The organism is Olivibacter sp. SDN3 (assembly GCF_014334135.1).
Taxonomy (GTDB): Bacteria; Bacteroidota; Bacteroidia; order Sphingobacteriales; family Sphingobacteriaceae; genus Olivibacter.
The window spans coordinates 1,388,775-1,413,445 of sequence record NZ_CP060497.1; the positions used below are offsets into that span (position 1 = coordinate 1,388,775).

The 24,671-nt window shown below is 42.6% G+C and carries 23 protein-coding genes; 9 read left to right on the plus strand and 14 right to left on the minus strand.

Annotation, left to right across the window (positions count from 1 at the left end; translation table 11 throughout):
* Positions 1-33 precede the first annotated feature (33 nt).
* From H8S90_RS05520 to H8S90_RS05540, 5 genes are all read right to left on the minus strand, one after another.
* A complete protein-coding gene (locus tag H8S90_RS05520) occupies positions 34-1,812 on the minus strand; it encodes a metallophosphoesterase (RefSeq protein WP_187341584.1) in 1,779 nt (592 codons plus the stop codon).
* 10 nt (positions 1,813-1,822) lie between these two features.
* Positions 1,823-3,376 carry a RagB/SusD family nutrient uptake outer membrane protein gene (locus H8S90_RS05525; protein WP_187341585.1) on the minus strand — a complete coding sequence of 518 codons (1,554 nt, stop codon included), beginning with the start codon at positions 3,374-3,376 and terminating at the stop codon, positions 1,823-1,825.
* Between the two features lie 30 nt (positions 3,377-3,406).
* Positions 3,407-6,751: a TonB-dependent receptor gene (locus tag H8S90_RS05530; RefSeq protein WP_255501832.1), complete on the minus strand. Its 3,345-nt coding sequence runs from the start codon at positions 6,749-6,751 to the stop codon at positions 3,407-3,409.
* A 98-nt stretch (positions 6,752-6,849) separates the two neighbouring features.
* The gene (locus tag H8S90_RS05535; RefSeq protein WP_187341586.1) at positions 6,850-7,827 is read right to left on the minus strand and encodes a FecR family protein; all 978 of its coding nucleotides are present in this window, start codon (positions 7,825-7,827) and stop codon (positions 6,850-6,852) included.
* A 103-nt stretch (positions 7,828-7,930) separates the two neighbouring features.
* Positions 7,931-8,497: an RNA polymerase sigma factor gene (locus tag H8S90_RS05540; RefSeq protein ID WP_187341587.1), complete on the minus strand. Its 567-nt coding sequence runs from the start codon at positions 8,495-8,497 to the stop codon at positions 7,931-7,933.
* A 184-nt stretch (positions 8,498-8,681) separates the two neighbouring features.
* Between H8S90_RS05540 and H8S90_RS05545 the strand changes: the two genes are divergently transcribed.
* Genes H8S90_RS05545 through pstB form a run of 4 tightly spaced genes read left to right on the plus strand, consistent with a single transcriptional unit; the run spans position 8,682 to position 12,014 of the window.
* Complete coding sequence (locus H8S90_RS05545; RefSeq protein ID WP_187341588.1) at positions 8,682-9,512, plus strand: PstS family phosphate ABC transporter substrate-binding protein; 831 nt, start codon at positions 8,682-8,684, stop codon at positions 9,510-9,512.
* Positions 9,513-9,524: 12 nt separating this feature from the next.
* Complete coding sequence (gene pstC / locus H8S90_RS05550; protein WP_187341589.1) at positions 9,525-10,415, plus strand: phosphate ABC transporter permease subunit PstC; 891 nt, start codon at positions 9,525-9,527, stop codon at positions 10,413-10,415.
* Positions 10,416-10,417: 2 nt separating this feature from the next.
* Entirely contained in the window at positions 10,418-11,263 is an 846-nt protein-coding gene (pstA, locus tag H8S90_RS05555) for a phosphate ABC transporter permease PstA (RefSeq protein ID WP_222852322.1), read from the plus strand.
* Entirely contained in the window at positions 11,253-12,014 is a 762-nt protein-coding gene (gene pstB, locus H8S90_RS05560) for a phosphate ABC transporter ATP-binding protein PstB (RefSeq protein WP_187341591.1), read from the plus strand. The genes pstA and pstB overlap by 11 nt, the downstream gene beginning before the upstream one ends.
* 149 nt (positions 12,015-12,163) lie before the next feature.
* Here pstB and H8S90_RS05565 read toward each other — a convergent pair whose 3' ends face one another.
* From H8S90_RS05565 to H8S90_RS05580, 4 genes are all read right to left on the minus strand, one after another.
* Positions 12,164-12,919 (minus strand): SDR family oxidoreductase, encoded by a 756-nt coding sequence (locus tag H8S90_RS05565; protein WP_187341592.1) that lies wholly within the window; start codon positions 12,917-12,919, stop codon positions 12,164-12,166.
* 95 nt (positions 12,920-13,014) lie between these two features.
* Complete coding sequence (locus tag H8S90_RS05570; protein ID WP_187341593.1) at positions 13,015-13,389, minus strand: AraC family transcriptional regulator; 375 nt, start codon at positions 13,387-13,389, stop codon at positions 13,015-13,017.
* Positions 13,390-13,661: 272 nt separating this feature from the next.
* Positions 13,662-14,510: an SDR family oxidoreductase gene (locus tag H8S90_RS05575; RefSeq protein WP_187341594.1), complete on the minus strand. Its 849-nt coding sequence runs from the start codon at positions 14,508-14,510 to the stop codon at positions 13,662-13,664.
* 321 nt (positions 14,511-14,831) lie between these two features.
* Positions 14,832-15,242 (minus strand): Rrf2 family transcriptional regulator, encoded by a 411-nt coding sequence (locus H8S90_RS05580; RefSeq protein WP_187341595.1) that lies wholly within the window; start codon positions 15,240-15,242, stop codon positions 14,832-14,834.
* Positions 15,243-15,455: 213 nt separating this feature from the next.
* Between H8S90_RS05580 and H8S90_RS05585 the strand changes: the two genes are divergently transcribed.
* Positions 15,456-16,583: an aldo/keto reductase gene (locus tag H8S90_RS05585; RefSeq protein WP_187341596.1), complete on the plus strand. Its 1,128-nt coding sequence runs from the start codon at positions 15,456-15,458 to the stop codon at positions 16,581-16,583.
* Positions 16,584-16,656: 73 nt separating this feature from the next.
* Here the strand turns inward: H8S90_RS05585 and H8S90_RS05590 are convergent, their stop codons facing one another.
* Positions 16,657-17,499, minus strand: coding sequence for an AraC family transcriptional regulator (locus H8S90_RS05590; RefSeq protein ID WP_187341597.1), 843 nt, complete (start codon positions 17,497-17,499; stop codon positions 16,657-16,659).
* Between the two features lie 226 nt (positions 17,500-17,725).
* On the opposite strand from H8S90_RS05590, the gene H8S90_RS05595 reads away from it, so the two are divergent.
* The gene (locus H8S90_RS05595; protein ID WP_187341598.1) at positions 17,726-18,394 is read left to right on the plus strand and encodes an NAD(P)H-dependent oxidoreductase; all 669 of its coding nucleotides are present in this window, start codon (positions 17,726-17,728) and stop codon (positions 18,392-18,394) included.
* A gap of 258 nt (positions 18,395-18,652) precedes the next feature.
* Here the strand turns inward: H8S90_RS05595 and H8S90_RS05600 are convergent, their stop codons facing one another.
* The gene (locus H8S90_RS05600; protein WP_222852248.1) at positions 18,653-20,170 is read right to left on the minus strand and encodes an acyl-CoA dehydrogenase family protein; all 1,518 of its coding nucleotides are present in this window, start codon (positions 20,168-20,170) and stop codon (positions 18,653-18,655) included.
* 102 nt (positions 20,171-20,272) lie between these two features.
* Positions 20,273-21,142 (minus strand): helix-turn-helix domain-containing protein, encoded by an 870-nt coding sequence (locus H8S90_RS05605; RefSeq protein ID WP_187341599.1) that lies wholly within the window; start codon positions 21,140-21,142, stop codon positions 20,273-20,275.
* Between the two features lie 320 nt (positions 21,143-21,462).
* Here H8S90_RS05605 and H8S90_RS05610 point away from each other — a divergent pair, with 320 nt between their 5' ends.
* Positions 21,463-22,155, plus strand: coding sequence for an SGNH/GDSL hydrolase family protein (locus tag H8S90_RS05610; protein ID WP_187341600.1), 693 nt, complete (start codon positions 21,463-21,465; stop codon positions 22,153-22,155).
* A gap of 78 nt (positions 22,156-22,233) precedes the next feature.
* Here H8S90_RS05610 and H8S90_RS05615 read toward each other — a convergent pair whose 3' ends face one another.
* Positions 22,234-22,794 (minus strand): 2'-5' RNA ligase family protein, encoded by a 561-nt coding sequence (locus tag H8S90_RS05615; RefSeq protein WP_187341601.1) that lies wholly within the window; start codon positions 22,792-22,794, stop codon positions 22,234-22,236.
* Positions 22,795-22,991: 197 nt separating this feature from the next.
* Between H8S90_RS05615 and H8S90_RS05620 the strand changes: the two genes are divergently transcribed.
* Together H8S90_RS05620 and H8S90_RS05625 are read left to right on the plus strand one after the other, a co-directional pair.
* The gene (locus H8S90_RS05620) at positions 22,992-23,540 is read left to right on the plus strand and encodes a Crp/Fnr family transcriptional regulator (RefSeq protein WP_222852249.1); all 549 of its coding nucleotides are present in this window, start codon (positions 22,992-22,994) and stop codon (positions 23,538-23,540) included.
* A 60-nt stretch (positions 23,541-23,600) separates the two neighbouring features.
* Positions 23,601-24,185 (plus strand): hypothetical protein, encoded by a 585-nt coding sequence (locus H8S90_RS05625; protein WP_187341603.1) that lies wholly within the window; start codon positions 23,601-23,603, stop codon positions 24,183-24,185.
* Between the two features lie 27 nt (positions 24,186-24,212).
* Here H8S90_RS05625 and H8S90_RS05630 read toward each other — a convergent pair whose 3' ends face one another.
* The gene (locus tag H8S90_RS05630; RefSeq protein ID WP_187341604.1) at positions 24,213-24,641 is read right to left on the minus strand and encodes a DinB family protein; all 429 of its coding nucleotides are present in this window, start codon (positions 24,639-24,641) and stop codon (positions 24,213-24,215) included.
* Between the last annotated feature and the right edge of the window lie 30 nt (positions 24,642-24,671).

The window sequence follows — 24,671 nt, forward strand, 5'->3', positions numbered from 1 at the left end:
CTATGGGAATTGCCTGTTTATTGGCAAACAACACTATTTGTTTAGCAATTCTAGGTAATACTGCTTAATGGCATAAGGTAGATTGACAATCTCTTCCAAGTTAGCATCGAAGTTAACACGCTGTCCATCAGCAAAGGTTATTTGCTTAGCTACTGGATCAAAAATTGCTGGTTGAGCCTTTCCAACACCGTTATAGTCTCCGGGAATTGGAAGATCCCCCTTTTTCCCAAGTTTCACCGAACCTTTTTTCCCATATACCAACCATTCACCGGTTGATGGACGCCATACCGCCATATCGACTTTCCCATCCCCATCATAGTCAGCTGGAACCGGGACATCACCTTCCTCACCAAAAGGCACATTTCCCACTGTTGCGATATACCAAGTCTTATTATTTAAGCGCCAAACGGCCATTTCCGCGACGCCATCGCCGTCGTAATCTGCAGGTACGGGCACCGATGCCTCCCAGCCATGCTTTACCGGCTCACAACCGTCTACCAGCCACTCGGCAGTATGCGGATTCCATACCGCTATATCAGCAATTCCGTCGCCATCATAATCAGCCGGAACTGGGATGTCACCTGTTTTCCCTAAAGAGATTGCCTTCCAGTCATTCAAATAAAAGGAAGCTGTTGTCGGGTTATATACTGCCGGACTTGTTTTGCCATAACTATTATAATAAGAAGGTACAGGTATATCACCTTTTCTTCCCAGCGAAGCGATTATACCATCGATACCAAACCAATTGCCATGTTTAAAACTGAGCGGTTTGCTTTTGCCATCCAAGTCAATATCGAATGTTCTTGACGCGGCAACTTCTCTAAAGAGCGGAACAGAAAAATGACTGTCATCGTCGTTTTCTTCCAAATCGTGGTACGGTGAAAAGGTCCTTACCCTTAACACATCTTTCTCCAGATCAAAAGTTAGCAAACGCATCAAACCGTTGCCTCCCATTGGTCGGCTCTGATAATCAGAAAGCATTGTCTTAGTAGTATGACCGGCATAAGTATCTTGCCGATAACCTTCCCCATTATCCCCCACATGGCCGCACAGCATTAAGAACACATTGGGTTGTGTTTTGATACGGTCATAAAGTCGCTGTCCCTGCTTTCCGAAAGCGGCCTGTCCGGCAACATTGCTGCCGGCTATAGGATTATATCCGATGATATAATGACTGACGATGATTGCCTTTCTGTCTGGGTATTTTTCCAGCAAATCCACCGCCCAATCGTTCATGGCGTCCTGTTGTTCGTCAAAAGCATCAAACTCAATATAAATCACGAGTAGATCAAGACCTCCAGCTGAGATTAAATCATAATGGCTATCGTTATCATCGCCAAAATGTCCGCCATAATAATCCCGCCCTTGAAAATGATCCACTCCAAAATATTTATTATAATAAAATGTCTCTCCGCTGCGGGCGAACTGGCTAGGATATTGATCATGATTACCTACGGCCATTCCGTAGGGAAGGCCGTGAGGCAAGCGGGGCAAGGGTTTTTCCAGTTGATGCATCGCTTTTGCAGCGTTTGCCCATTGTTCCGGTTTACGGTCGCCCTTATCGGTAATATCGCCCAGATGGGCTAAATAAACGATATTTTCCTTTTCGCGATTGGCCAGTACCCACTCAATCATCGTTTCAAACAATCGATTAGTTCCTCCCTGACTTTCCTCCGTATTATACTGTGTATCAGGAATAACAGCTATGGAAAACGTTCTTTTGGAAGTGTCTTGTGCAAACAGCTGTATTGTTGTACAGCTTACCGCTATGAGCAACAAGGTGCAAACTTTTCTCAATTTTCTTTTATTCATCTTTTTCAAGTTAATATCCCGGATTTTGTATTAATTCTGGATTGACGCCCACTTCTGCAAAAGGCAGTGGATAAAGGAGTTTAGCCTCATCTACCTGATACGATCCAGGTAAAAGATAAGTATGCGTTTCTTTGAGTTTAGTGCCATAAGCATTCATCACCCCAATAATTTCTCCTGCGCGGATCAGATCAAACCAACGGTGGTTTTCAAAGGCAAGTTCCACCCGTCGCTCATGTAGGATAAGTTCACGCAGATCTTCCTGGCCATTTGTAGCCAAAGGTGATATCCGCGGCATTGCACGGCTTCGAACCCGATTTAGATTAGCGAGCGCTTCCTGCATTTTCCCTTGCTCATTCTGCGCTTCGGCCAACAATAGCAGCGCATCCGCAAAACGGTACACCGGCCAGTTATCATCCGTATTGAGCACATCTGTGTGGGGGTTCAGGTATTTCTTAATAAAAGGTACACCGGTTTTTCCTTCAGGTGCTTGGTAATTCACTATGCTCCGCTGTGCACTCAGTGTAAAGTAATAACTGCCATCATAGTTCCCTTCAGCTATACCAATCGAAGCCTCCAAACGTGTATCTCCAGGTTCATAAGCATTGATGATATCCTGCGTAGGCGTATTCCACCCACCGCCATTAGCCTCGGTTGCGGTGTTATTCGTGGGCACGCCGTAAGTGACCAAAGCCGTATTATAACATTTCGGGAGAAAAATGTAAATAAAATTACTCTGCACACCCGTTTCCAGTCCCTGCATAAATTGAACTTCAAAAATAGATTCGCGGCTATTCTTATTTACTGTTGAAAAAACGTCCGCATAGTTATTTAACAATCCGTATCCCATAGGTTCCAGGGTCAATAAAAGTGTTTCGGCACGGTCATATTGTTTCAATGTAGCGTATATATCTGCCAGCAGCATCGTAGCCGACCCTTTACTGGCATAACCGGATTGTGGAAACGTAGTTGGAGGAGCAAGCAGTTCTATGGCAGACGTAGCGTCAGTGATTATTTGGTTATACACCTCTTCCTGACTGGACCTTGGAAGAAAGGCATCTGTTTCATTGATTACTTCCTGCAAGTATAGCGGTACTCCGCCAAAATAGCGGACAAGTTTAAAGTAGTAAAAAGCTCTCAAAAACAATGCTTGTCCTTTAAAATTGCTTCTTTCGTCCTCACTGATATCCGCCTGATCTACACGTGCCAAAACAATATTAGCCCGAGATATTCCTTTATAACTATCATAATAAATTTGATTGGAATAGTTATTACTGGCATCGTTGGTAAAATCAGCGATATCCATCCGCATCTTAACGGCCGTTCCCTGAATAGCTGGATTAAATTCATAGTGTGTATTATCAGAGCGCATCTCTCCGGTATAATAATCCGGCCCAACTGTTCGGAGTGGGTTGTAAGCCGCATTAATCGCCTGCGTAAAGTCTGCGGTTGTTTTAAAGAAATTCGCTCCTGAGACCTGATCTTCCGGTACCAATTCTAAAGCATTTTTACAAGAAGCAAGGGGCATGGCAAAAGCAGCCAGCAATATATAGAAATATCTTTTCATCTGTTTTTTGTATTTATTTTTGATGGTTGCTTATTGAAAAAGTACATTTACTCCAAGGGAAAAGGTACGCGGAACAGGATACGCATTTTCGTCAATGCCGATGCTGGCGCCATCTAGTCCGTCTAAACTGATTTCCGGGTTCATCCCGGAATAGTTGGTGAGTATGAATGCATTTTGTATTGATGCATATAGGCGAAGCTGTTTAATAGGCCCCGCGTTCTTCACCGTTTGCCGATACCCCAGTGTAATATTTTTAATAGTCAGGAATGAACCATCTTCGACCCATTGCGAATTTACCTGCCTACCGATACCGGTGGAGCCCGTTTTTGTACGGGGAAACTTTCCCGACCCTGGATCGTCTTCCGATCGCCAGCGATCCGCCGCCTCTGCCAACAAATTGCGGGCGCCATCCATATTGATTAAATAAGCCCACTTCGCTGGCAAAATAATATCACCACCGACAGCCCCCGCCATAGAAATTCCCAGATCAAAGTTCCCATAGGTAAAATTGTTGGTAAAGCCGAAGAGAAAATCAGGATTTGGATCACCGATAAATGTGCGATCATTTTCGTCAATGATACCATCGTTGTTCATATCCCGCATTTTGATGGTGCCCACATCAGAAGCGTTCTCTTTTGCCGAATTAGCTAAGTCTTCTGCATCCTGATACAAGCCTTCAAAAATATAACCGTAGAACATGCCCAGTGGATAGCCTTCTTGGTTCCGATAATAATCGGAACTGGTTGTATTATTTCTTCTAAAGTAGCCCGGACTAACCAGGGATTGAATATGATTCCGGTTAAAAGAAATATTAAAAGCTGTATTCCAGCTCAACTTTCCGAAATCGAATTGGCCACCCAAGCTAAACTCATGTCCCCAAAATTTGATTTCGCCGACATTGGAAGTAATATTACTGTAGCCCGATCCCTGCGGAATAGGTCGTGCCTGTATGAGGCCATCAGATAGTTTACGGTAATAATCATAAGTAAAGAACAAGCGATCATCGAACAAAGCTACATCTAATCCCACGTCAAGCTGCTTACTGCGTTCCCAAGCAAGATTCGTATTACCCAATGTAGTAATAGTGGTTCCGGGAGCCAAGTTCCCATTCGCCACATAGTCTGCCGCGCCCAATTGTGCAATATGCGTATAGTTACCGATATTATTATTGCCGGTAATGCCATAGCTTGCGCGAATTTTAAACATATTCAGGGTGTGACTCCAGGCTTTCATAAAAGCCTCATCACTGATAATCCAACCAGCAGAGAATGATGGGAAAGCACCATACTTCTGGTCCTGCCCAAAACGGCTAGAGCCGTCCCAGCGCATCGACGCACTCAACAAATACCTATTTTTAAAACTGTAGTTCACTCTTCCCAGATAAGATAGCAGTGCGAAAGCCGTTGCATTACTTGAACCATCTGTGATATTGGCTGCCACATTCAAATAGGGAACCTCATCGCTGGCGAAATTTCTACCCGTCACGCTGTTGCTTTTTTGATCGAAGGATTGATAGGCATATCCTGCCAGCACATCCAGGGCATGTGCCTCCCATCGCTTATTATAGTTTAGATTAGCTTCTGCGGTATAACTATAATTAGTCACTGAGCTGCTCGTTCCGGTAGAGATGTCATCGCCATTAATTAAAGCAGGTGAAAAAAACTGTCGGGTTTCATCGCCTTTATCCACGCCGAATAGCCCTTTAAAGCTCAATCCATCATAAATTTGATAGTCCAAATGTGCGTTACCAAGAATTCGGGTAGTCACATAATCATCCTGCACTTCCATGTGTCTGGCTAGCGGATTTATATAACTCACCATTCCGGGTGAGTGAGCAAATTTGTTGTAATTACCATTTTCATCGAAAGGATCGATTAAAGGGCTAGCTTCCGAGGTTTTCTGCACGATACCCTGAATACCGTCTTCCAAACGATTGTTATGATCCTGTCGGTAACTAGGCGCTAAGTTAAACCCCACTTTTAGCCTATCGTCAAATAGCCGATATTCCTGGTTAATTCGGATAGAATAAAGCTTGGTCCCGCTATTCACCACTACCCCCTGTTGATTTTGGTATCCGGCCACTACCGATGAAGTAGTGTGTTGCCCAGCACCGGTAAAACTCAAGTCATAATTTTGGATAGGTGCTGTTCGCGTCAATAAATTAAACCAATCCGTGCCTTTCCCATAGCGTTCGGGGTTTTGATAAACCTCAGGGATATCTCCCGTAAAACCCTCATAACGTATCATATCCTGATAACGTTCGTTCATAAACGTAGCATACTCTCTTGCATTCATCATCACCGGTACTCCTTGACGTGGTATCTGCTGAACGCCATAATTTGCATTCAGTTCCACCTTTGTTTGATCGCCGGGTTTGGCGTGCTTGGTTGTGATTAAGATTACGCCATTGGACGCCCGGGAACCATATAATGCTGTAGCTGAGGCATCTTTTAAAACTGTAAAAGATTCTATTTCTGCAGGGTTAATATTATTGATGCTTCCCGTAATAGGCATACCATCTATCACAAAGAGAGGTGAATTACCTGATGACAATGAAGCCGCATTACGAATGCGCCATGACATACCGCGTCCAGGCTGGCCAGAAGTTTGGTAAATCTGTACCCCGGCTAATTTCCCTTGCAATTGTTGCGCAAACTGGTTAACCGGCATATCTTGCAGGTTTTGCGTGCTGATTTCTTCCAATGCACCAGTGATTTCCCTTCTGCGCTGCGTACCGTAACTCACTACCACTTCTTCCAGCTGTCCGGTACCCTTTAAGGTCACGTTCAAGGGCGTATCCTTGTTTTCCATGATATTAATACCCTGCTGCTCATAGGTTTCGTAACCAATATAACTTATCCGAAGCGTGTAGGTCCCCGGACTTGCCTGTAGTGTAAATCTACCGTCCTCCCCACTCATTGTTCCACTATTTATGCCCAGCAAATTAATGCTTGCCCCGATCAGAGGCTGTCCGTCGCTTCCCAGAACGGTTCCCCTTAACCTTCCCGGTTGCTGTTTCCGATTAATGTAAATACTTCCTTCCCTGATTTCGTATACCAGCTGAGCGTGTTCCTCTAGATGTCCTAAGAGGTCGGTCAAACTTGTCTGCTGATTAGGTAAAGCTACCACGGTTTTATCATTGATTTGCGTTGGGCTATAAATAAGATTGAGGCCCGACTGTTCCTGAACGGTCTGCAAAATTTTACCCAGGGAGAGGTTTTTAGCCTTGAAATGTACAATCATGTCGGCAGGCTGTTGCGCCTCACTTTTATTAGCAAATAGGGTACCTCCTATCGATGTCATTACGATGAAGGTCAATAGTGATAATTTCATAAAAGCAGTAATAGGTATATCCTGTTTTCGTATTTTTAGCATATATTTAAGTGTTTTTGATTTTTTTGTGGAAAAACGGTTGAAAACGATTTGCCGGGTCTGTTGACCGCAGATCCGGCTTTTTTATTTTACGCGGGTTTTTAGTTTGTTATAATCACCTCCTTTTTTATTATTTTATAATTAAAATGATTGATTTTGCGAAGGGCATTTAATACCTCTTCTAAGCTCGGGTTATCGAACTTTGCAGTGAAAGTCTCGCGATCGCCTGTCGTCAATAAAAGTTTACAGGATATGCCATACCATCCCCAAAGTTTATCCGCAATTTCTTTCCAGGAAGCATTTTTAAGAATAAATTCATTCGATTTCCAAGCACTGAAATCCGTTGTCCGGGCATGTTTCACGGAATGATTCCCGCCCTCTCGATTATAGGTAAACTGTTGACCTGCATCTACCGGAATAAGCGGTACACGCCCATCCTTACTGCGTACATTCACCTTACCCGTATTGACCGTTAACATGTATTGGTTACGATGATTACGCATCTGTATATTAAAAGACGTTCCCAGAACCTGTGTGCGCAGTCCGTCGGCATATACGATAAAAGGTTTGGCCGGATCAGTTCTTATCTCAAAGAAGGCTTCTCCGCTATCGAGCAACACTTCCCTTCGGGCACCACGAAAAGCCTGATCGTACCTGATCGATGAATTGCCATTTAGCCAAATGACACTACTATCAGGTAACAGCAATTTCGCTTTTTGCCCGGCCTTCGTTTGAAATGTAGACAGCTGAGGGATAGCATCTACCTGTTCTACCGACGCCGTTTCCTTCCGGAAGAAGAAAATATAACCTATACCGATAAGCAGGAGGAATGCCGCAGCAATGCTTTGCCAGCTTCTGAATCGCTTAACGGATGTTATTACCGGTATGTTATTGCCGAAAGTCCTGCCTCTTATATGCGTAAACATTTCTTTCTCTATACGTTTCAAATCCGCTTCATCCAGGTGCGCTGCTTTCTCCCCCGATGTGCTAAACCATTCATCGACAAAAAGCTTCTCTTCCGCACTACACTTTCCTGACAGGTATTTTTCAAGTAATTTCTTGAGCTGTTCGCTATCCATGTGTACCTTTTACCCCAATGAGTCAAAAGATTAGCAGCAGTACCAATGCGTACCGATTAAGAAAGTATTAAGAAATTGTTATAGGTAAATAAACAGCGTGTCTCTACAGCAAAAATAAAGTCGATAAGAGGTGTTCCTTCATAGCAACACGAATCTTCCGTTTGGCGTGCACCAGTTGGTTTTTTACGGTCTGTTCAGCTAACTGCATTTCTTTAGCTATCTCCTGCGTGGTATAATTTTCTTCGTTATGCAGTTTAAATATACGTTGTTGCTTTTCGGGTAATTGCTCAACCTGTTGACTAAATCGCTCATGCAATTCATTCGCAAAGATATCCTGATCGCTCGCCGCAGTCATCGCGTCGACCAGTTGCTGATAGTCAAACTTCTGCTCTTCCCATCTTGCAACCCTTTGCATTCGTCGAATGATTTCGTATTTCGTCATGCTGTAAAGATAGGCCTCCACAGGACCTCGAATCTGAATTACCTCCCTTTTTTGCCAAAGTTGGATATAGATCTCCTGCACGACATCTTTCGACTCATCCTCGTCCCGGGTTTTATTAAAGGCAAGTAGGTATAATTCACGCCAAGTATGTCTATACAGCGTAGTAAACGCTTCTGCATCTCCCTTTTTGACTGATAAGAACAGCTCTTGTAACGTATAGTTATCCATAAAGCTAGGTGCCTAAGCAAAGCTAAGGCCCGACTATTAAACGAAGGTTATTATAATGTTAAATAGTAAATGCGCTTTGACGGTGCGTTTTGCCAAACACTTCTACCATTATTTTCCTTCATGTAAAATCAACATTAAGGTAATATTCATTTATTAGCTTTGTATTCCTGCTAAATGATCAACTATGCGGTACATTCTTTCTTTTTTTATACTATTATGTGCTTGCAGCAGTTATGACAGATCTATCAAAGTGAAAGGATCAGACACGGAGGTAAACCTAGCTGTTACCCTAGCTGAGCACTTCTATAGTGTCAATCCGGACTTTAGTGTAGCTATTTCTGGGGGAGGATCAGGGCTTGGAATTGCCTCTTTGTTAAACGGACAAGCGGATATAGCGAATTCTTCCAGACCCTTGAATGCCGAAGAAGACAGTTTATTTAAGGTTAGAAAAATAGCATTACATACGATTGTATTCGCCGAAGACGCTACAGCCTTTATTGTACACAAAAAATTCCCCAAAGACACCTTAGATATTCCCTCGTTAGCCAAAATTTTAAGCGGCTCTTACCGTACATGGAAGCCTGTGACAGGACAAGAGATGCCGATCAATATCTATGGAAGGCAGAGCAATTCAGGAACACATACCTTTGTCCAACAAAAACTTGGCATTCATTTCAGTAGAGAGGCAAAAGAAATGAACGGAAATGCGCAGATTATGGAGAGCATTAAGCTGGATCGGTCGGGTATCGGATACGTGAGTGCTGGATATATTGCCCACGTTGAGAAAGAGCAGGACGTCAAAGTACTTTACATACGTAGTTCGCCAAAAGAAAATGCCGTTTCTCCTTTAGACGAGCAGGCCATTAAAGAAAAACGCTACGCTTTTCAGCGTCCCTTATATCAATTTATACCTAGCACCTCTTGGGATAAAGTCAAAACCTTTATTGATTTTGAAAAAAGCGAAAAGGGCCAGGCGATTATTAAGGCTTCCGGATACTATATTACGACGCGTTAAAAAAACATAAAAATGGAATTAAGTGCCAAAGAAAAAATTGACTTTATCGCCAAATGCATCTTTCGAGCAACCGGTGTTTTTATCATAGCCATCCTCGGGGGTATATTTCTCATGTTGTTGTGGAATACCATAGCATTTCTAATCGAAATAAAACCTTGGGATTTTATTAGCGGTACACAATGGAACCCCTCGGGAGTCCCTGCATCATATGGTATATTGCCCTTACTGGTAAGCACCTGTTTGGTTACTTTCGGAGCCATGCTCATCGCCATACCTATTGGCATCGGCACGGCGGCATTTCTTTCGGAATATGCTGGCAAAAAGCTACGCAATGTACTCAAACCGACCATCGAAATGTTGGCAGCCGTGCCATCCGTTGCTATCGGCTTTTTAGGAATTGTTATTTTAAGCCCAAAGCTCGGTGAGCTGTCTAGCCAACCGAATGGTCTCAATGCGCTCAACGGCGCGATTCTACTTGCTGTCATGGCATTGCCTACTATCATAACCGTTACAGAAGATGCCATACATAGTGTGCCGCAACCGTATAAAGAAGCAAGTTTTGGCCTAGGAGCTAACCGTTGGCAGACCTTGCGTAAAATCACCATTCCGGCAAGTGCTCCGGGTATTATAGCGGCGGTTATGCTAGGTGTTGGTCGCGCTTTGGGCGAAACGATGACGGTACTCATGGCTACTGGCAATGCATCAGCCTTTCCAAAAGGATTTTTTCATTCGGTACGGACAATCACAGCAACAATAGCCATAGAAATGGGAGAAGTACCCTATCAGACTACGCATTACTATAGCTTATTTGCCATTGCCACTGTTCTCTTCCTGTTCACCCTCATTGTAAATCTGATTGGGGAGCATTATGTCAATAAGTTTAAAAAATATCAGGCCTTATGAGTATGAGAAAGTTGACATCGATAATCGAATGGGGCAGCCTACTCTTTTGCACGGGCATTGTATGTTTTTTTCTGATCGTCATCATTGGAGATATCATAAACAAAGGCTCTTCGGCCTTATCTTGGGCGTTTGTCAGCACATTACCGACCGACGGCATGACCAAAGGTGGAATTCTGCCTGCAATAATGGGTACCGTATTACTTACTTTGATAACAGCAACTGTATCCGCACCTTTTGGCCTGTGTTGTGCCATCTATCTTAACGAATATGCCTCCAATAACTGGCTTACCCGGCTTATCCGCGCATCCATCCGTAATTTAGCGGGTGTTCCTTCTATCATTTATGGTCTTTTTGGCTTAGCGCTATTTGTACAGGGACTCCATATGGGTACCTCGCTGCTATCTGCGGGCTTTACCTTGGGACTGCTGTCACTCCCCTATATTATCACCACAACAGAAGAAGCACTGCGCCGCGTACCGGCAAGTACCAGAGAAGCTGCGCTTGGCGTGGGCGCCACCCAATACGAGTCTATTCGTGATATGGTTCTGCCGTCCGCATCGCCGGGTATTCTTACCGGGCTGGTACTAACTTTATCACGAGCAGCAGGGGAAACGGCACCAATCCTTTTCACCGGTGTCGCGTTCTACATCAACAACCCGACTGGTTTCCTTAATCAGGAGTTCATGGCTTTACCCTATCACCTGTATATGTTATCCACCCAACATCAATCTATCGAAGAAGTCAGGCCGTTGGCTTACGGTACTGCCCTTGTCCTAATCATAGTGGTTTTCCTATTAAATAGTTTTGCCTTTTATATACGTAATAAATACAGCAAAAATGAAGGATAAACAAATAAAGCTTGCCGCCTTAGGGGTCAACCTATGGTTCGGTTCCAAACAGGTACTAAAAAATATCCATGTAAATTTTGAAAAAAATAAGGTAACCGCTCTTATCGGTCCTTCGGGTTGCGGAAAAAGCACCTTATTGCGTTGCTTTAACAGAATGCACGACCTTAGTCCAGATGTGAGGATAGCGGGACAGTTTTTATTGGACAGAAAAAATATTTATGATGCAGATTTATCGGTAACCCAGGTTAGAAGACGCATCGGTATGGTTTTCCAAAAGGCTAACCCTTTTCCGAAAAGTATCTATGAAAACGTTAATTACGGATTAAAAATCAATCATGTTCCAAAAGGGCAACGACAACATATAATTGAAACTTCCCTTAAAGAAAGTTTTATTTGGGAAGAGGTAAAAGATGATCTACTAAGGCCAGCGACGCGTTTATCAGGCGGGCAGCAGCAAAGGCTCTGCATTGCTAGAACAGTAGCCTTGCGACCGGAAGTCATCCTAATGGATGAGCCTTGCTCTGCTCTTGACCCTATCAGTACACTTAAAATAGAGGAACTTATCGTGAAATTAAAAGAGCGATACACTATTATCATTGTGACTCACAATATGCAACAGGCGCAGCGTGTTGCGGACAAAACCGTCTTTATGTACCTCGGCGAGATTATAGAGGAGAATAGGACCTATCAATTATTTAACCATCCCAAAAATGAACTCACGGCTAATTATGTCAATGGAAAATTTGGCTAATTTTTACCATGTGCTGTGCGAAGTTAAGACCATATCTACCTCTTCCGTTGAACACGTATTTAATTTTTTGATCAGACTGTTCTCAAAGAACGTTGTAACTATAATAAGCTGAATGAAATATTCATTCAGCTTTTATACGAATAATTAAATTATCTCGTGGTGTATCCGCCATTTGCAAAAATAGTCTGTCCGGTAATCCACCAACCGTCAGTTACTAGAAACTCCACCAATGGAGCAATATCTTTGATGTCTGTCAAACCTCCCAAAGCAGAGGCTGATTTGTGGTAAGCTACCGCATCGTCACTTTCCTGCCCATAAAAAAATGGTGTGTCCATCGGTCCAGGCGCAACTCCCGTTACCGAAATTCCTCTTTCACCAAATTCTTTAGATGCCATTCTGGTAAAATGTTCAACCGGAGCTTTTGCTCCCGCATAAGTAGAATAAAGCCCCGTATAGGCAGCTAATAACGAAGTAACGATGGTGCAGATTTTACCATTATCATTTAAGGTTCTACCGGCTTCCTGAATAAAGAAATAAGCTACTTTGGAATTGATGTCGAACATCTTATCATATTCTGCTTCGGTAGTCTCTAAAAAAGGCTTTTTCAACACCATTCCTACCGTGTTGATCGCAATGTCGATACCACCAAGTTTAGCTTTTGTTTCTGCAAACAGTTTTTGGATGTTTTCCACTTTTGTTAAATTCGCCTGCAGCAAAAAGGCTTCACCACCAGCATGTTGAATATCTGCCAATGTTTTTTCCGCATGGGCTTTGGTATTGTCGCTATTATAGTGGATAGCTACTTTTGCACCTTTAGCTGCAAAATCACGGCTCAATAAGCCCCCTAAATTTTTAGCCCCACCAGCAATCAGCACCACTTTTCCGTTTAAATCATTTCTTGCCATACTATTATAATTTTAATGCGTTATAAATATTATAGCAAAGCTAGGAGAGCTAAAATTTAAATCATGGTGAACTTTTCGGAAATTACTTGATAGGTCTATATCTTAATCTGTTTTCTAAAATTACCAGGTGTCTCTCTAACGAATTTTTTAAAAAATTTAGAAAAGTTAGAAGGATCATAGGTAAGTATTCTTGCTATTTCAGCAACCGGCAAATCCGTTTCGGTCAACATTCTTTTTGCCTGCTCAATAATCTTCAGGTCGTAAAAGTGACAAGGGTGATTACCCGTTTCCCGTTGAACCGTGTCTGTTAAATGCTTGTGTGAAATGAATAATTTGTTAGCAATCTGGTTTATTTCCAGAAAATCAGTCACCTCTCCCGAAACAACCTGTGCAACGTGTTTCTCTAGAAATGTAAGATAGTTCTGCGTGATTTCTTCGCTTCGTTTTATGTCATTATCCGGTATACTCATATTTGGTTTGATAAGTAATAATACAAAGGTGCTCAAATATGGTTTTGAATCGTGGTGAACTTTTCGGGTTCTTCAATTGGTGAAATGTGTTGGTAATTAAAGTTAACACTATTTCACTTCACCGCCAAGCCGGCTATTTATTTTTATGTCATCTGTTCCTAAAAATTATTTTAGTATCAGTTAGCGTAATACAGGCAAGTTTTATATAAAAATGCCTCTCCGATTATATTATCTGAAGAGGCATATATGAAGCATATCTAATCGACTATGTTTTATGCCAAAGCTGCTTTCACAGCGGCGGCCAATGTTGTAGTCGGGCGGCCAATCAATGTAGAAAGTTGTTTGCCATCATCGTACAAGTCGTTTCTGGATGCCCCAGTATCAAAACTGGCGAAAACAGTCGCCATTTCTTCCGGCAGGCCGGCGCCCTTCAATGCCTTTGCATAATCCGCTTCCGGTAAGTTGTTGTATGGAATATCCTTTCCGCTTTGGCGGGAAATTTCAGCCGCTAAATCCGTCAGTGTAAAAGCATCGTCTCCAGCCAGCTCATAAACCTTTCCTTGCTGATCTTCGCTAGTCAACACCGCCGCTGCTACCTCAGCATAATCGGCGCGTGCCGCAGCAGAAATTTTACCATCACCCGCGCTACCGATAAATGCGCCACCTGCAACCGCGGTAGGAATGGAAGCCGTGTAATTTTCGTAATACCAGCCGTTACGCAAAATGGTATACGCAATTCCGGATGCTTTTAACGCTTCTTCAGTTGCTAAATGCTCTTCTGCGAGGATTAATAAGGAAGAAGTGTCGGCACGCAGTAAGCTGGTATATACCATCCGCCTAACACCCGCTTCTTTAGCCGCTTTAATTACATTTTCGTGCTGTGCCTTGCGCTGACCAATTTCATTGCTGGAAATCAGCAACAACTGCTCAATGCCCAGCAGAGATTCCGCCAAGGTTTCGGGTTTGCCATAGTCAAAAACACGGGCCTCGATGCCTAAATCTGCCGCTTTTTGCGGGCTGCGTACCAAAGCAATCAAATTATCTGCCGGTGTTTTTTCTTTTAATTTCTCCACTACCAAACGACCTAATTGTCCGGTAGCTCCTGTGATTCCTATTGCCATAATTTTTATTTTGTAATATTTCTTGTTACACTTATGTTCCCCAAAATCTGTATTAGCTCACGAACTGCTCCCCCACATCCCTTTCAAGACCTCCATCGCCATGTCTCTGTATGCCCTGGTATAAACTTGTGCAGCTTTTAGTTTCCATGAGCCCCCTTTGATCGATTCGGTTTTTTATTTAATTATTTGTCTATAAGTAGCAATGAAGCTTGCGTAAATTTATCTTACATTTCTTGAACGGCAATTCATGCTGGTTTCATACCTGTTTTGGATCATGTCAATTCGTTTGAATCCCTAACACGGAATCTGGCTTTAAAAAATCTAGTGAAACTGCTTTACGAAATCTGCCAGTGTCTTATCCGCTAAGGAGTCAATCACGAGCAGGTCTGTTTCCGCAAAGAGTTCCCCTAATCTTTCATTAATGCACTTCCCTATCGGACATTTGGGATTTGGATTTTTATTTTTCTTACCTAATATTTCCGAATTCTTCACCGCACGGTAAATATGGGCCAAGGTGATCTGGTTACTCGGTTTGTTCAAGCTCGAACCTCCTTCTTTTCCCTTACGGCCTACTACCAGCCCTACTTCTTGCAGCACGCTCAGTTCCTTACGCACCATCGCGGCATTGATATTGATGCTTCCCGCAATCCAATCCGAACTCAACCACTCCCCGTTGCTATCAGCTAGTAGCGTCAAGATATGTACGGCAGTTGAAAATCTTGTATTGTTCATTTCTATGCCAAAGATAAATACATTTTATAAATGTAACAAATTTTATTACATTTATAATTCCAGTTATGATAATGATCGTATTCTTCCGTGTGACCTGGTCAAATCATTCCCGGAAAACAGGTTACTGCAGATTTTTCTTTTTATGCGTTTAGATTTCTATGAGTTTGAAAAACAATAATCGGGCAAAATCCATTATCATTTAAAAGCAGAGATATGGAACGCAGAGAATTCTTAACGCAAACAGCACTTGCAACAGCGGGTTTTTCCCTTTCAAACGAGCTGTCCGGCTTAGCTACAGCTCACGCAAATACCCCTATAACTACGCAATCAGACCGGGCAAACCAAGGGAAACGCTTTCGTCCCCAAACCCTATCCGGTTTTGGCGGTGTAGCCTTAGGAAATGGTTTTCAGGCCAACCCGGATATGGAGTGCTTGCAATCCATGGAAGCCGCATGGCAAGCGGGCGTTCGTTACTTCGATACATCACCTTGGTATGGCTTGGGTATCAGTGAGCGTAGGATGGGCCTGTTTTTGAAAGATAAACCCCGCGAAGCCTATACCCTTTCCACCAAGATAGGACGTATCCTGAAGCCCTACGAGGGTTTCAAACTGGAGGGAGGAGGAATCTGGAAAGGCAAACTGAACTTCGCCTACCAATACGATTACAGTGCGGAAGGTGTACGCAAAAGTGTAGAAGACAGTTTGCAACGCCTGGGTATATCGTCGCTGGATATTGTCTTCATTCACGATCTATCTCCCGATAACGGTGACATGAAAGAAAACTGGATAACTTATTTTGACCAGGCCGCCAAAGGTGCCATGCCAGAGCTGAGCAAAATGCGGGAAGAGGGGCTCATCAAAGGCTGGGGCTTCGGCGTCAATACAATTGAGCCTATTTTAAAAGCCGTTGAAGTGGCCGACCCTGATATTTTTCTTTCAGCCTGCCAATACTCGTTGATTAAGCATGAAGACGATCTGAACAAGGTATTTCCAAAAGTAGCAGAAAAAGGCCAGTCTATTGTAGTTGGCGCCCCCTTGTGTGCGGGTTTTCTGGCCGGAAAAGACCGTTATCTATACGATGGAACGTTTCCGGATGGCGTAAAAGAAAAACTATCAGCAATTAAAAAAGTAGCGGCCAATCATCAGGTAGACCTCCGGACAGCCGCACTACAATTTGCCGCTGCGCCTGATGTGGTTTCAGCCGTAATACCGGGCGCGCATACCGTACAACAGGCCCAGGAGAATGCGGCGTCCTTTACCGTGCAGATTCCGGTGGGCTTTTGGGAAGAGCTGAAGCAGGAGAACCTAATCGCGGCGAATGCGCCCGTGCCCGGAAACTAAGGCTGACAATAGGATTGTTGCCAAGACCTTCTCTCTTTTCTTCGTTAATCGGCCTTGATGCTTAACAATTACACTAATTTACCAGCAACCGCTCCCGAAAAGCTTTCGGGCTAAGCCCTTTTTGCTGTTTAAAGAATTTATTCAGATGGCTTTCGTCTGTAAAGCCCAGTTCCCTGACAATTTCGTTGATACGCTTATCGCTATGTTTAAGGCGATGTTCTATAAGCGAAAGTCTATAATTGCCTATATAAGACTGCATGGTTTCGCCGCAATGTTTTTTGAAGTACCGACCCAGATAATTCCGGGAAATACCAAAGTGTTTACAAACGTTTTCCGTACGGAATTTTTCCGGTTCGTAAATGTTAGCCTGGATATAGCTCAAGATTTCAACAATCTTTTCGTCCGAACTGCTATTGATTTTTTCAGGCAGGTATTTAGCAATATTCCTGGCCACAATCACAATCAGGGTATTGACCAACTGCCGTTTTACTTCCCGGTCGTACAAATCTCTATTTACCGCTTCCCTTATTAATGCCTCAATTATGGGGCGCACGAGGATTTTATCCGTCTGGTTTTTGAGTATGCAACCCGGTTTATGATTGGCATTTTGCAGGATAAATTCCAATCGTTGAACATCTTCCGTTTGCAAAGCTTTGGATTTGATGTAAATATCGTTGAATCGCAAAAAGAAAAATTGAGTGGTGCTTTCCACGTCAAAAGAATGCCGATCCTGTGGTGTAATAAGGAATAGATGCCCAGGTTGATAATCAAATTTGTGTTGGTTGATACATTGCTTCCCCGTTCCGGAAAGGATATATACCAATTGAAAAAAACTATGTGTATGTTCCCGCATCGGACATTCGTTCAATGTCTGAAAGCTTATGGAGTAGGGTTCGTACAGGTTTTCGCTATACATATTACAAACTTAGATAAATTCATTTATATGCAATATAATCGCGTTGCATATAAAAGAAATATTCAATACATGTATATCTTATAAGGCGTTCATGAGGGCTAAAGCCGCTTGTAAATCTTTCCTCCGCTATTGAGAATTTTTTTATAGAGGAAATATACTGAATTAAGGAAAATTTATACAATAAAAAAGCTATATATCGGTTTAATTTTGCTTAAAAATCAGCTATATGAAAATATTAATTGTATTAGCGCACCCAGAAACCCAGAGTTTCAATGCTGCCATGTTTCGAAAAGCCATCGAAACGTTACGAATAGAAGGGCACGAGGTCAAAACTTCGGATTTATATCGTATGAACTTCAATCCCGTGTCGGACAGGCACAATTTCACCACGGTAAAAGACAGCTCGTTTCTGAAATTGCAATTGGAAGAAATGCATGCAACAGAAGCAGGAAGCTTTAGCCCCGAGTTAAGAACCGAGCAGGAAAAAGTGGAATGGTGCAATCTGATGATCTGGCAATTTCCCCTATGGTGGTTTGCCTTGCCTTCTATTCTGAAAGGATGGGCAGATCGTGTTTTTGCCATGGGCAAGGCCTATAGCAATGGAAATTTGTATGAGCAAGGCCTTTTCAAAGGAAAAAAAGCCCTCTTGTCTGTCACCACCGGAAGCCCTGAGAAAGCCTTCCTCAAAGACGGTTTACAAGGGGATATCAACGCTATATTACGACCTATACATCGAGGGATTTTTGAGTTTACGGGGTTTTCCGTATTGAGGCCACAGCTCAGTTACGCCGTAGCGCGCCAGACGGCAGAAGAAAGAAGCGCCGAACTTGAAAAATGGAGCAAGCGATTGAAAAGTATCCTCCATGAAGAAAAAATCAATGTGGGCGTATATTAAACGAAGGAGCAAGTACGGGTAAAAGACCCCACTTATTCGTTAACTTTCAGTCTTCCGCGTGGAAGGTGTTAGTACGCCTGAGCTGAAGGAAACGGCATTACCTAAAGCCAAGCAAAGCGTTGAAGCGTTTACTTTCTAAGCATTGATATATCTTTATATGTAATGCTGAGTAACGCTCCGCTCGGATAACGCATTTGAAACCCGGGCAGGAGCCTCAAGTGCAAAAAGATTCGGTAAGTTTATGCGCCATATCTAAATTTAACAACAATCTGTCCAACTCGCATCTTCGTCATATTCCATCAAAGGCACTGCATCGTTCTTGCTCGAGAGTTGTCCGACCAGCATAGTCAAATCCATATGGACATGCTGCTGCGTAATGTCAACGAGTTCCCGGCTAAACCCGGCATCCCGCAATACCAACACCATGTCAAAACAGATCACCCGGGAAATGATTCTGCCCAGGGTTACCAAATCCCGTTTCTTTGGTTGATCCGGAAAGTCGAACGCTAAGCTCCCAACAAAATGCGGCGCGGCATGTGTAGTAAGCGCATAGCCTTTCAAGTAGCGTAGCAAATTTTTCTCTTTTCCTTTCCGCATGGCTTTAGACACAGCTTCCGCCACTTGCGTGTAAAGCATTTCGTTCGAGCCTTCAAAAATCTGAAAAGGCCGGCTGTCGACCATAGCCCTACCTGCTATATGGTCTAAGCAATAGCCGTTTGCGCCCGACAATTGTAAGCATATTTGCGCTGACTCATGCATGAAGTCTGTTAGTACGGCTTTTACACTATTCGCATCGATCCCGTTGCCCGAAACATCCTGCTCAATGGAACTCACTTTCGAACCATATGCGCACATACCCGAACATAAGGTAAAAGCTGCTTGCAATCGTGACAGCTGAAATTTCACTGCATCCATTTCATTTAGCCGTAGGCCTGCCACCCGCCTTGTTTTACAGTGTTGCAAGGCCTCATCCAATAAACGCTTGATGAAACCCATCCCCATCCCCGGAAACTGCAGCCTACTGCGGTGTAAAGTATCCAGCATCAATTTAAGCCCGGTACTCTCCGCAACCAGACGATGTGCCATAGGGACTTCCACATCTATATGGTTCAGGCCATAAGGAATCGCATACAGCCCCAGATTATTATAATACTGTTTCACTTCAATCTGCTGTTTCGCGTCGGCATTTTCGGTTAAAAAAAAATCTATATCGCGTACTAATTCCCCGCCTGCATTTTTTCTGCGAGCAGCCACCAGCCAATAGTTAGCCGCACCCGTTAAGCCTTGCCAATGTTTCTCCCCCTTTATCCGAAAGCTGTTTGCCCCTTCCTCGTAAAAAGTTTGCATATTCAGCGCATCACTGCCATAGCCCGGCTCGGTAATCATCAAACCTCCCATTGCCCTATTCTCCAGAAAATTTGTAAAAACCTGATCCTGCCTAGCTACATGGACATACTTTGCAAAAGGCTCCAGAAACAAGGCAATGTTGATCCCAAAGATGAGGGATAGTGATAGAGACTCATAAGATGCAGCCGACAACACGCCCAAGCACTCTTTCACGATCATGCCACGGCCGCCATGACTTTCAGGAATAGCTACAGAAAGCGGCTTCATATCCATGATCTCACTCAGAAGGTGGGGTGGCAACCCTCTTTGCAGGCTCATAGCATTATAATCATATTCTGCACTAAAAAGGTTTGCTAACTTCTCTTTAAATGTACTAATAAAGGTATCAAAATTTTGGACTTCACTTATTGGCTGTACAACATTCATCATGGCAGTTCTATTTACGATCAAGCTACAAAGTTAAATCGCGAACGCTCAAGGATTTATTTGATTCTGTGCAAAGACTAGGACAAATCGTGCATTTTCAATCTTCTACTGCCTGGTTGTATATCGGTAATCTGTAGGCGACATGCCTACTAGTTTTTTAAAAACACGCGAAAAGTAAGAGGGATCCGGGAAGTCCAACTCGTAGCAGATGTCAGATACACTATTGCTGGATTCGAACAACATCAGCTGTGCGTGCATAACCAGCACTTCCAAAATCAGTTGCTTCGATGACTTATTATATACAGTAGAAACGCATCTATTTAGGTAATTGGCTGATACGGCAAGTTTGTCTGTGTAGAACCCAATGTGTTTCTGTTTCCTGCAATGTTTGTGCACCAATTGTTTGAACAGCATGGCGATCTCCTGTGTTCTACTTAAGACACGGTTAGAAGCAGAAAGTTTAATGATTTTCAGCAACAAGGATTTCAACAGGCTTTCCGTCAACTCTTTGTAGGGATCGGATGTATGTAGTTCCTCATAAAGCATTCTAAAAAGTTGATTAATGCCATCGCTTACATCCTTCGATAAGTTGAGGAGTGGAGAAATGGTAAAGATGTTTAAAATCTCCTGTTCCCGGAATATGGAAGTCATGGCACTATCGTTTATCAAAACACAATGCCCTTTAGCAGATGTATCCACCGATTTAATCGCCGAAATATTGCCATAGGTACTCATGAGGACCGCCGGAGCGTTCACAACGTACACCTTTGGGCCAACCTGATGTTCAAAATAACCTTCGGTAAGGTGTATGAGCAGATTATATCCGAAGAGGATGGGCGGTATGGGAATTTTGAGATAAGGTGCAATGTCAATGAGCCGGAAAACCTTCACGGGCGAGTGCTTATAACGCAGGTGGTCCATATTGCCCACCATAAATCGTTCTACAAATTCATCCGCGTTGACCAATTTTTCCATAGCTTATACAAACTTAGCTAAACCGTCCCTTTTGTGCAATTTAATTGGTTTATATAAATGATCTCAGAACAACGCATAATAGTGGCTGCAGCGTACTTTTCATGCTGCCAACATCACTACTAACTACGCAAAATATTTATTTAATTTTACAAAAAAACCGTAACATTGATTTTCGCTTTTTCATGGAAATAAATGAATTACCGGGTTAGCTAATCACGAAATGCTGATTAAACCTGTTCAGGTATAGATCTCTTGGTAAGGCTTTGTAGCTGAACAGATCAAAACCCGGGTTATATTAGAAATTATATATCTTTATGAATATGAGACTAATACTATTAATTTGTTTTGGACTGTTATCCTTATCATCCTTAGGCCAGCCAAATTTTATCAAACGGTTACAAGCGGGAAAGCCGCAGCATATTGTTGTATACGGCACCAGCCTATCAAGCGGCAATAATGGCGAGGCGTGGATGCACATAGTAGCTGAAACGATAAGCAACCAATATGGGGCGAATTTATTCAGCTATTCCCTTGCAGGTAAAGGCGGAATGTGGTCTACTTGGGGGGTGCAGCACCTAGAAGACAATGTGATTGCTGAAAAACCTGATGCCGTGTTTATCGAGTTTGGTATTAACGACGCTTTTCTGGAACACGAAACCTCGGTTGCAGTAGCCAGGTTAAATTTGCTATATATGATAGACCGGATCAGGCTGTATAACGATTCATGTGACATTGTATTGCAAGTAATGAATATGCCAATAGGTAAATCTGCTAGCCTAAGGCCCCACCTAGATGCGTATTATACAATGTATCGGGAGGTAGCGAAGGAAAAAAATGCACTTTTAGTGGATCACTACGCCAGTTGGCAGAAAATTTTGAACCAGGGTGAAGGTGTATTTCTGCAATATGTGCCGGATGGCATTCATCCCAACACAATGGGGGGTGAAGAAATCATTGCACCTTTTATCCTTAAAACATTAGGGTTGAGATCAAATGAAGATGGTGAATTATAGCAAGAGAAAACGTTTTGCAGGGAGTTGTTTAGCCTATTGTCCAATGCTGGTATGTTTTTCCTTTCTATAAAATTAAACCTATGGCATCAATCTATTGGACGCGATTATATTCCATTGCTTCGTGTCATGCTGTAAAAGACAGAAATCACAAACTTCAAACACTGCTTCATATGGTTTATCTTTATATACTTCCCAGGCCCTTTGGTAGGCATCCGGTTTCAGGTCTCGATAAGCAATTGTCATATGCGGCTTAAAATGATGCTCCAGGAAAGAAACAGGGATTTGTGGGTAATGCTTTTCAAAGTCATGAATGATTGCCGACTGTAACTGCATCAAATGATCGCTTACAACAGGCTTTATAAAAATTACCGGGCTATTTTTATTGGCAAATGTTCCGAAATTCTTTAGTTCGGTGATGAAAGGTTTGACAATAGGAGGAATTTTACCAAACCAGTTAAGTAATTGCGTATGTGCTGAGCTACTTAATTTGAAGGGTGCCTTGAGCGTAATATGTGGTATTACCCTTAAGGCCTTACTGCAGTTATAGTTCTTCGCAAAAGCTGCTTTAATGGCGGTAACCTCCTCTAGTATGTTTTGCGGAGGTATGATAGCAACAAAATATAAATTTTGAAAAGACATATAGTAAGTATAAGAATTAAAAATACAAAAATGATTTGTTTGTTCCTTCTTAATTATAAGCGTTGTGGGCAATGTCTTGACCCCAAACGTTAACAATCGGCCAAAGATTGGTATATTTACTTTCAAACAAACACTACATTATCGTTGTACTCATCAGAACCGGATCAACAACAGTGCACCAAAAATTAATCCATATCATGCGGGCGAGCAACATCAGTGACGATGTTGCCAAGGAAATGGTGCAGAATTTCAAAACGGTAAGTAAACGAAATAATATTTTATTGGCAAAAGGCAGGGTTGCCAGCGAAGTGTATTTTGTCGATTCTGGCTATGTAATCTTAGAAAGCGAAATAAACGGAAATCCTTTTACCCGACATATTGCGAAAGAAGGAGAGTTTATCACGGTGATTGAGAGTTTCACTGCACGGCAGCCCAGTAAAGAAACCCTGAAAATGACGAAGGGTGCGCGTATCTATGCTTTAGGGTATAAGGAGTTCACAGCACTTTTAGACAAATATCCTACCCTGGAAGGCGCATTCAGGTTGGTTCTCCAGAACACCCTGATTAAGTGCCAAGCAAGAATAAATGACCTTTTGAGCTTAAGTGCTGAGGAATATTATGAGAAACTGATCAGCGAGACCCCCTACATACTGCAAGCGATTCCACAATATGAATTATCTACCTATTTGGGTATAAAACCGCAAAGCCTCAGCAGGATCAGGAGAAAGCTGATGAACATTTCTTAACATATGTGAAGATTTTGAATGTATGGTACGGCTAGTTTTGTAACTATGAACATCAAGATTATGAAACTAGGAAAATTTTTAGCACTGATTATCGCCACTGCAATTTCTTTGCCGCTATTAGCGCAAAGCGAAAAACCATCGTCATCCACTTTTTCGGTGGAAACCCGCGTTACTAATTATATTCAAAGAGGTTACGACTTAAAAATCTTTTTTTATCCGGCAAACACCCGGATGTCATACGGTGTGTCTGTCACTGGGCAACGTCTGGAGGGCTTAGGAAAGGATTTGGTATTTGACGGAGACAACCTGGGTGAAATAAGCCTGCGGCTAAGCTGGGTAGCAAGCCTGCTGGCGAGGTATCACTTCTCTTCAGATTATAAAGGCTTTTTCGCTGAGTTTAGCGCTGGTATCGAAGAATTTAAAGCGAGCTACCAAATGACAGACCGGCGCGATTTGAACGGATTTCTTTCTCCGGGCATAGGCTATTTATGGTTTCCATTTAGGAAAGACAAGTTTTACATCATGCCTAATATTTCGGTTAATTTCTTAATATTCAGACCTGAAATGCAACACATTGGTCCGGCGACATACCGATTAAGAGCCGTGCATCCCAGCCCCTCATTATCCATTGGATGGAAGTTTTAGTGAGTAAGGTGCATAGCGATCTTCTTATTAGCTATAGTCAACTAATTGTTTTAAATGATGCTCTAAATGTTCTACGTAATCTTCCATCAGATATAGCAAGGTATGGTTATTAGACCTTTTCTGTAATGCGAAATCATCCAGCTGTTTAAACAGAAATAACAATTGCCTATTATGAATGAGCCAAAACGTGATAAGCATCCCCTTTTCGGCATATTGATAATATGCTGCTTTACACCATTGATCCTGATCATAAAAAATTTGTGGATTATCTTCAAACTGGGCCCTAATGAAGCGCTGATAGTTTACCGAAGCGCTATCAGCAAGATGACCTAGTATCTCTTTCTTGCTCCATTTGGTTAGAGCAGGTTTATTAGAGAAGTCTTTCTCTGAAATTGCCTGCAATAATGCTGGTATGGTATTTAAAAGATACTCGAACCGGTTTAAGATGTTATGCATAACTTAAAGATAACATAAACTTTAACATTT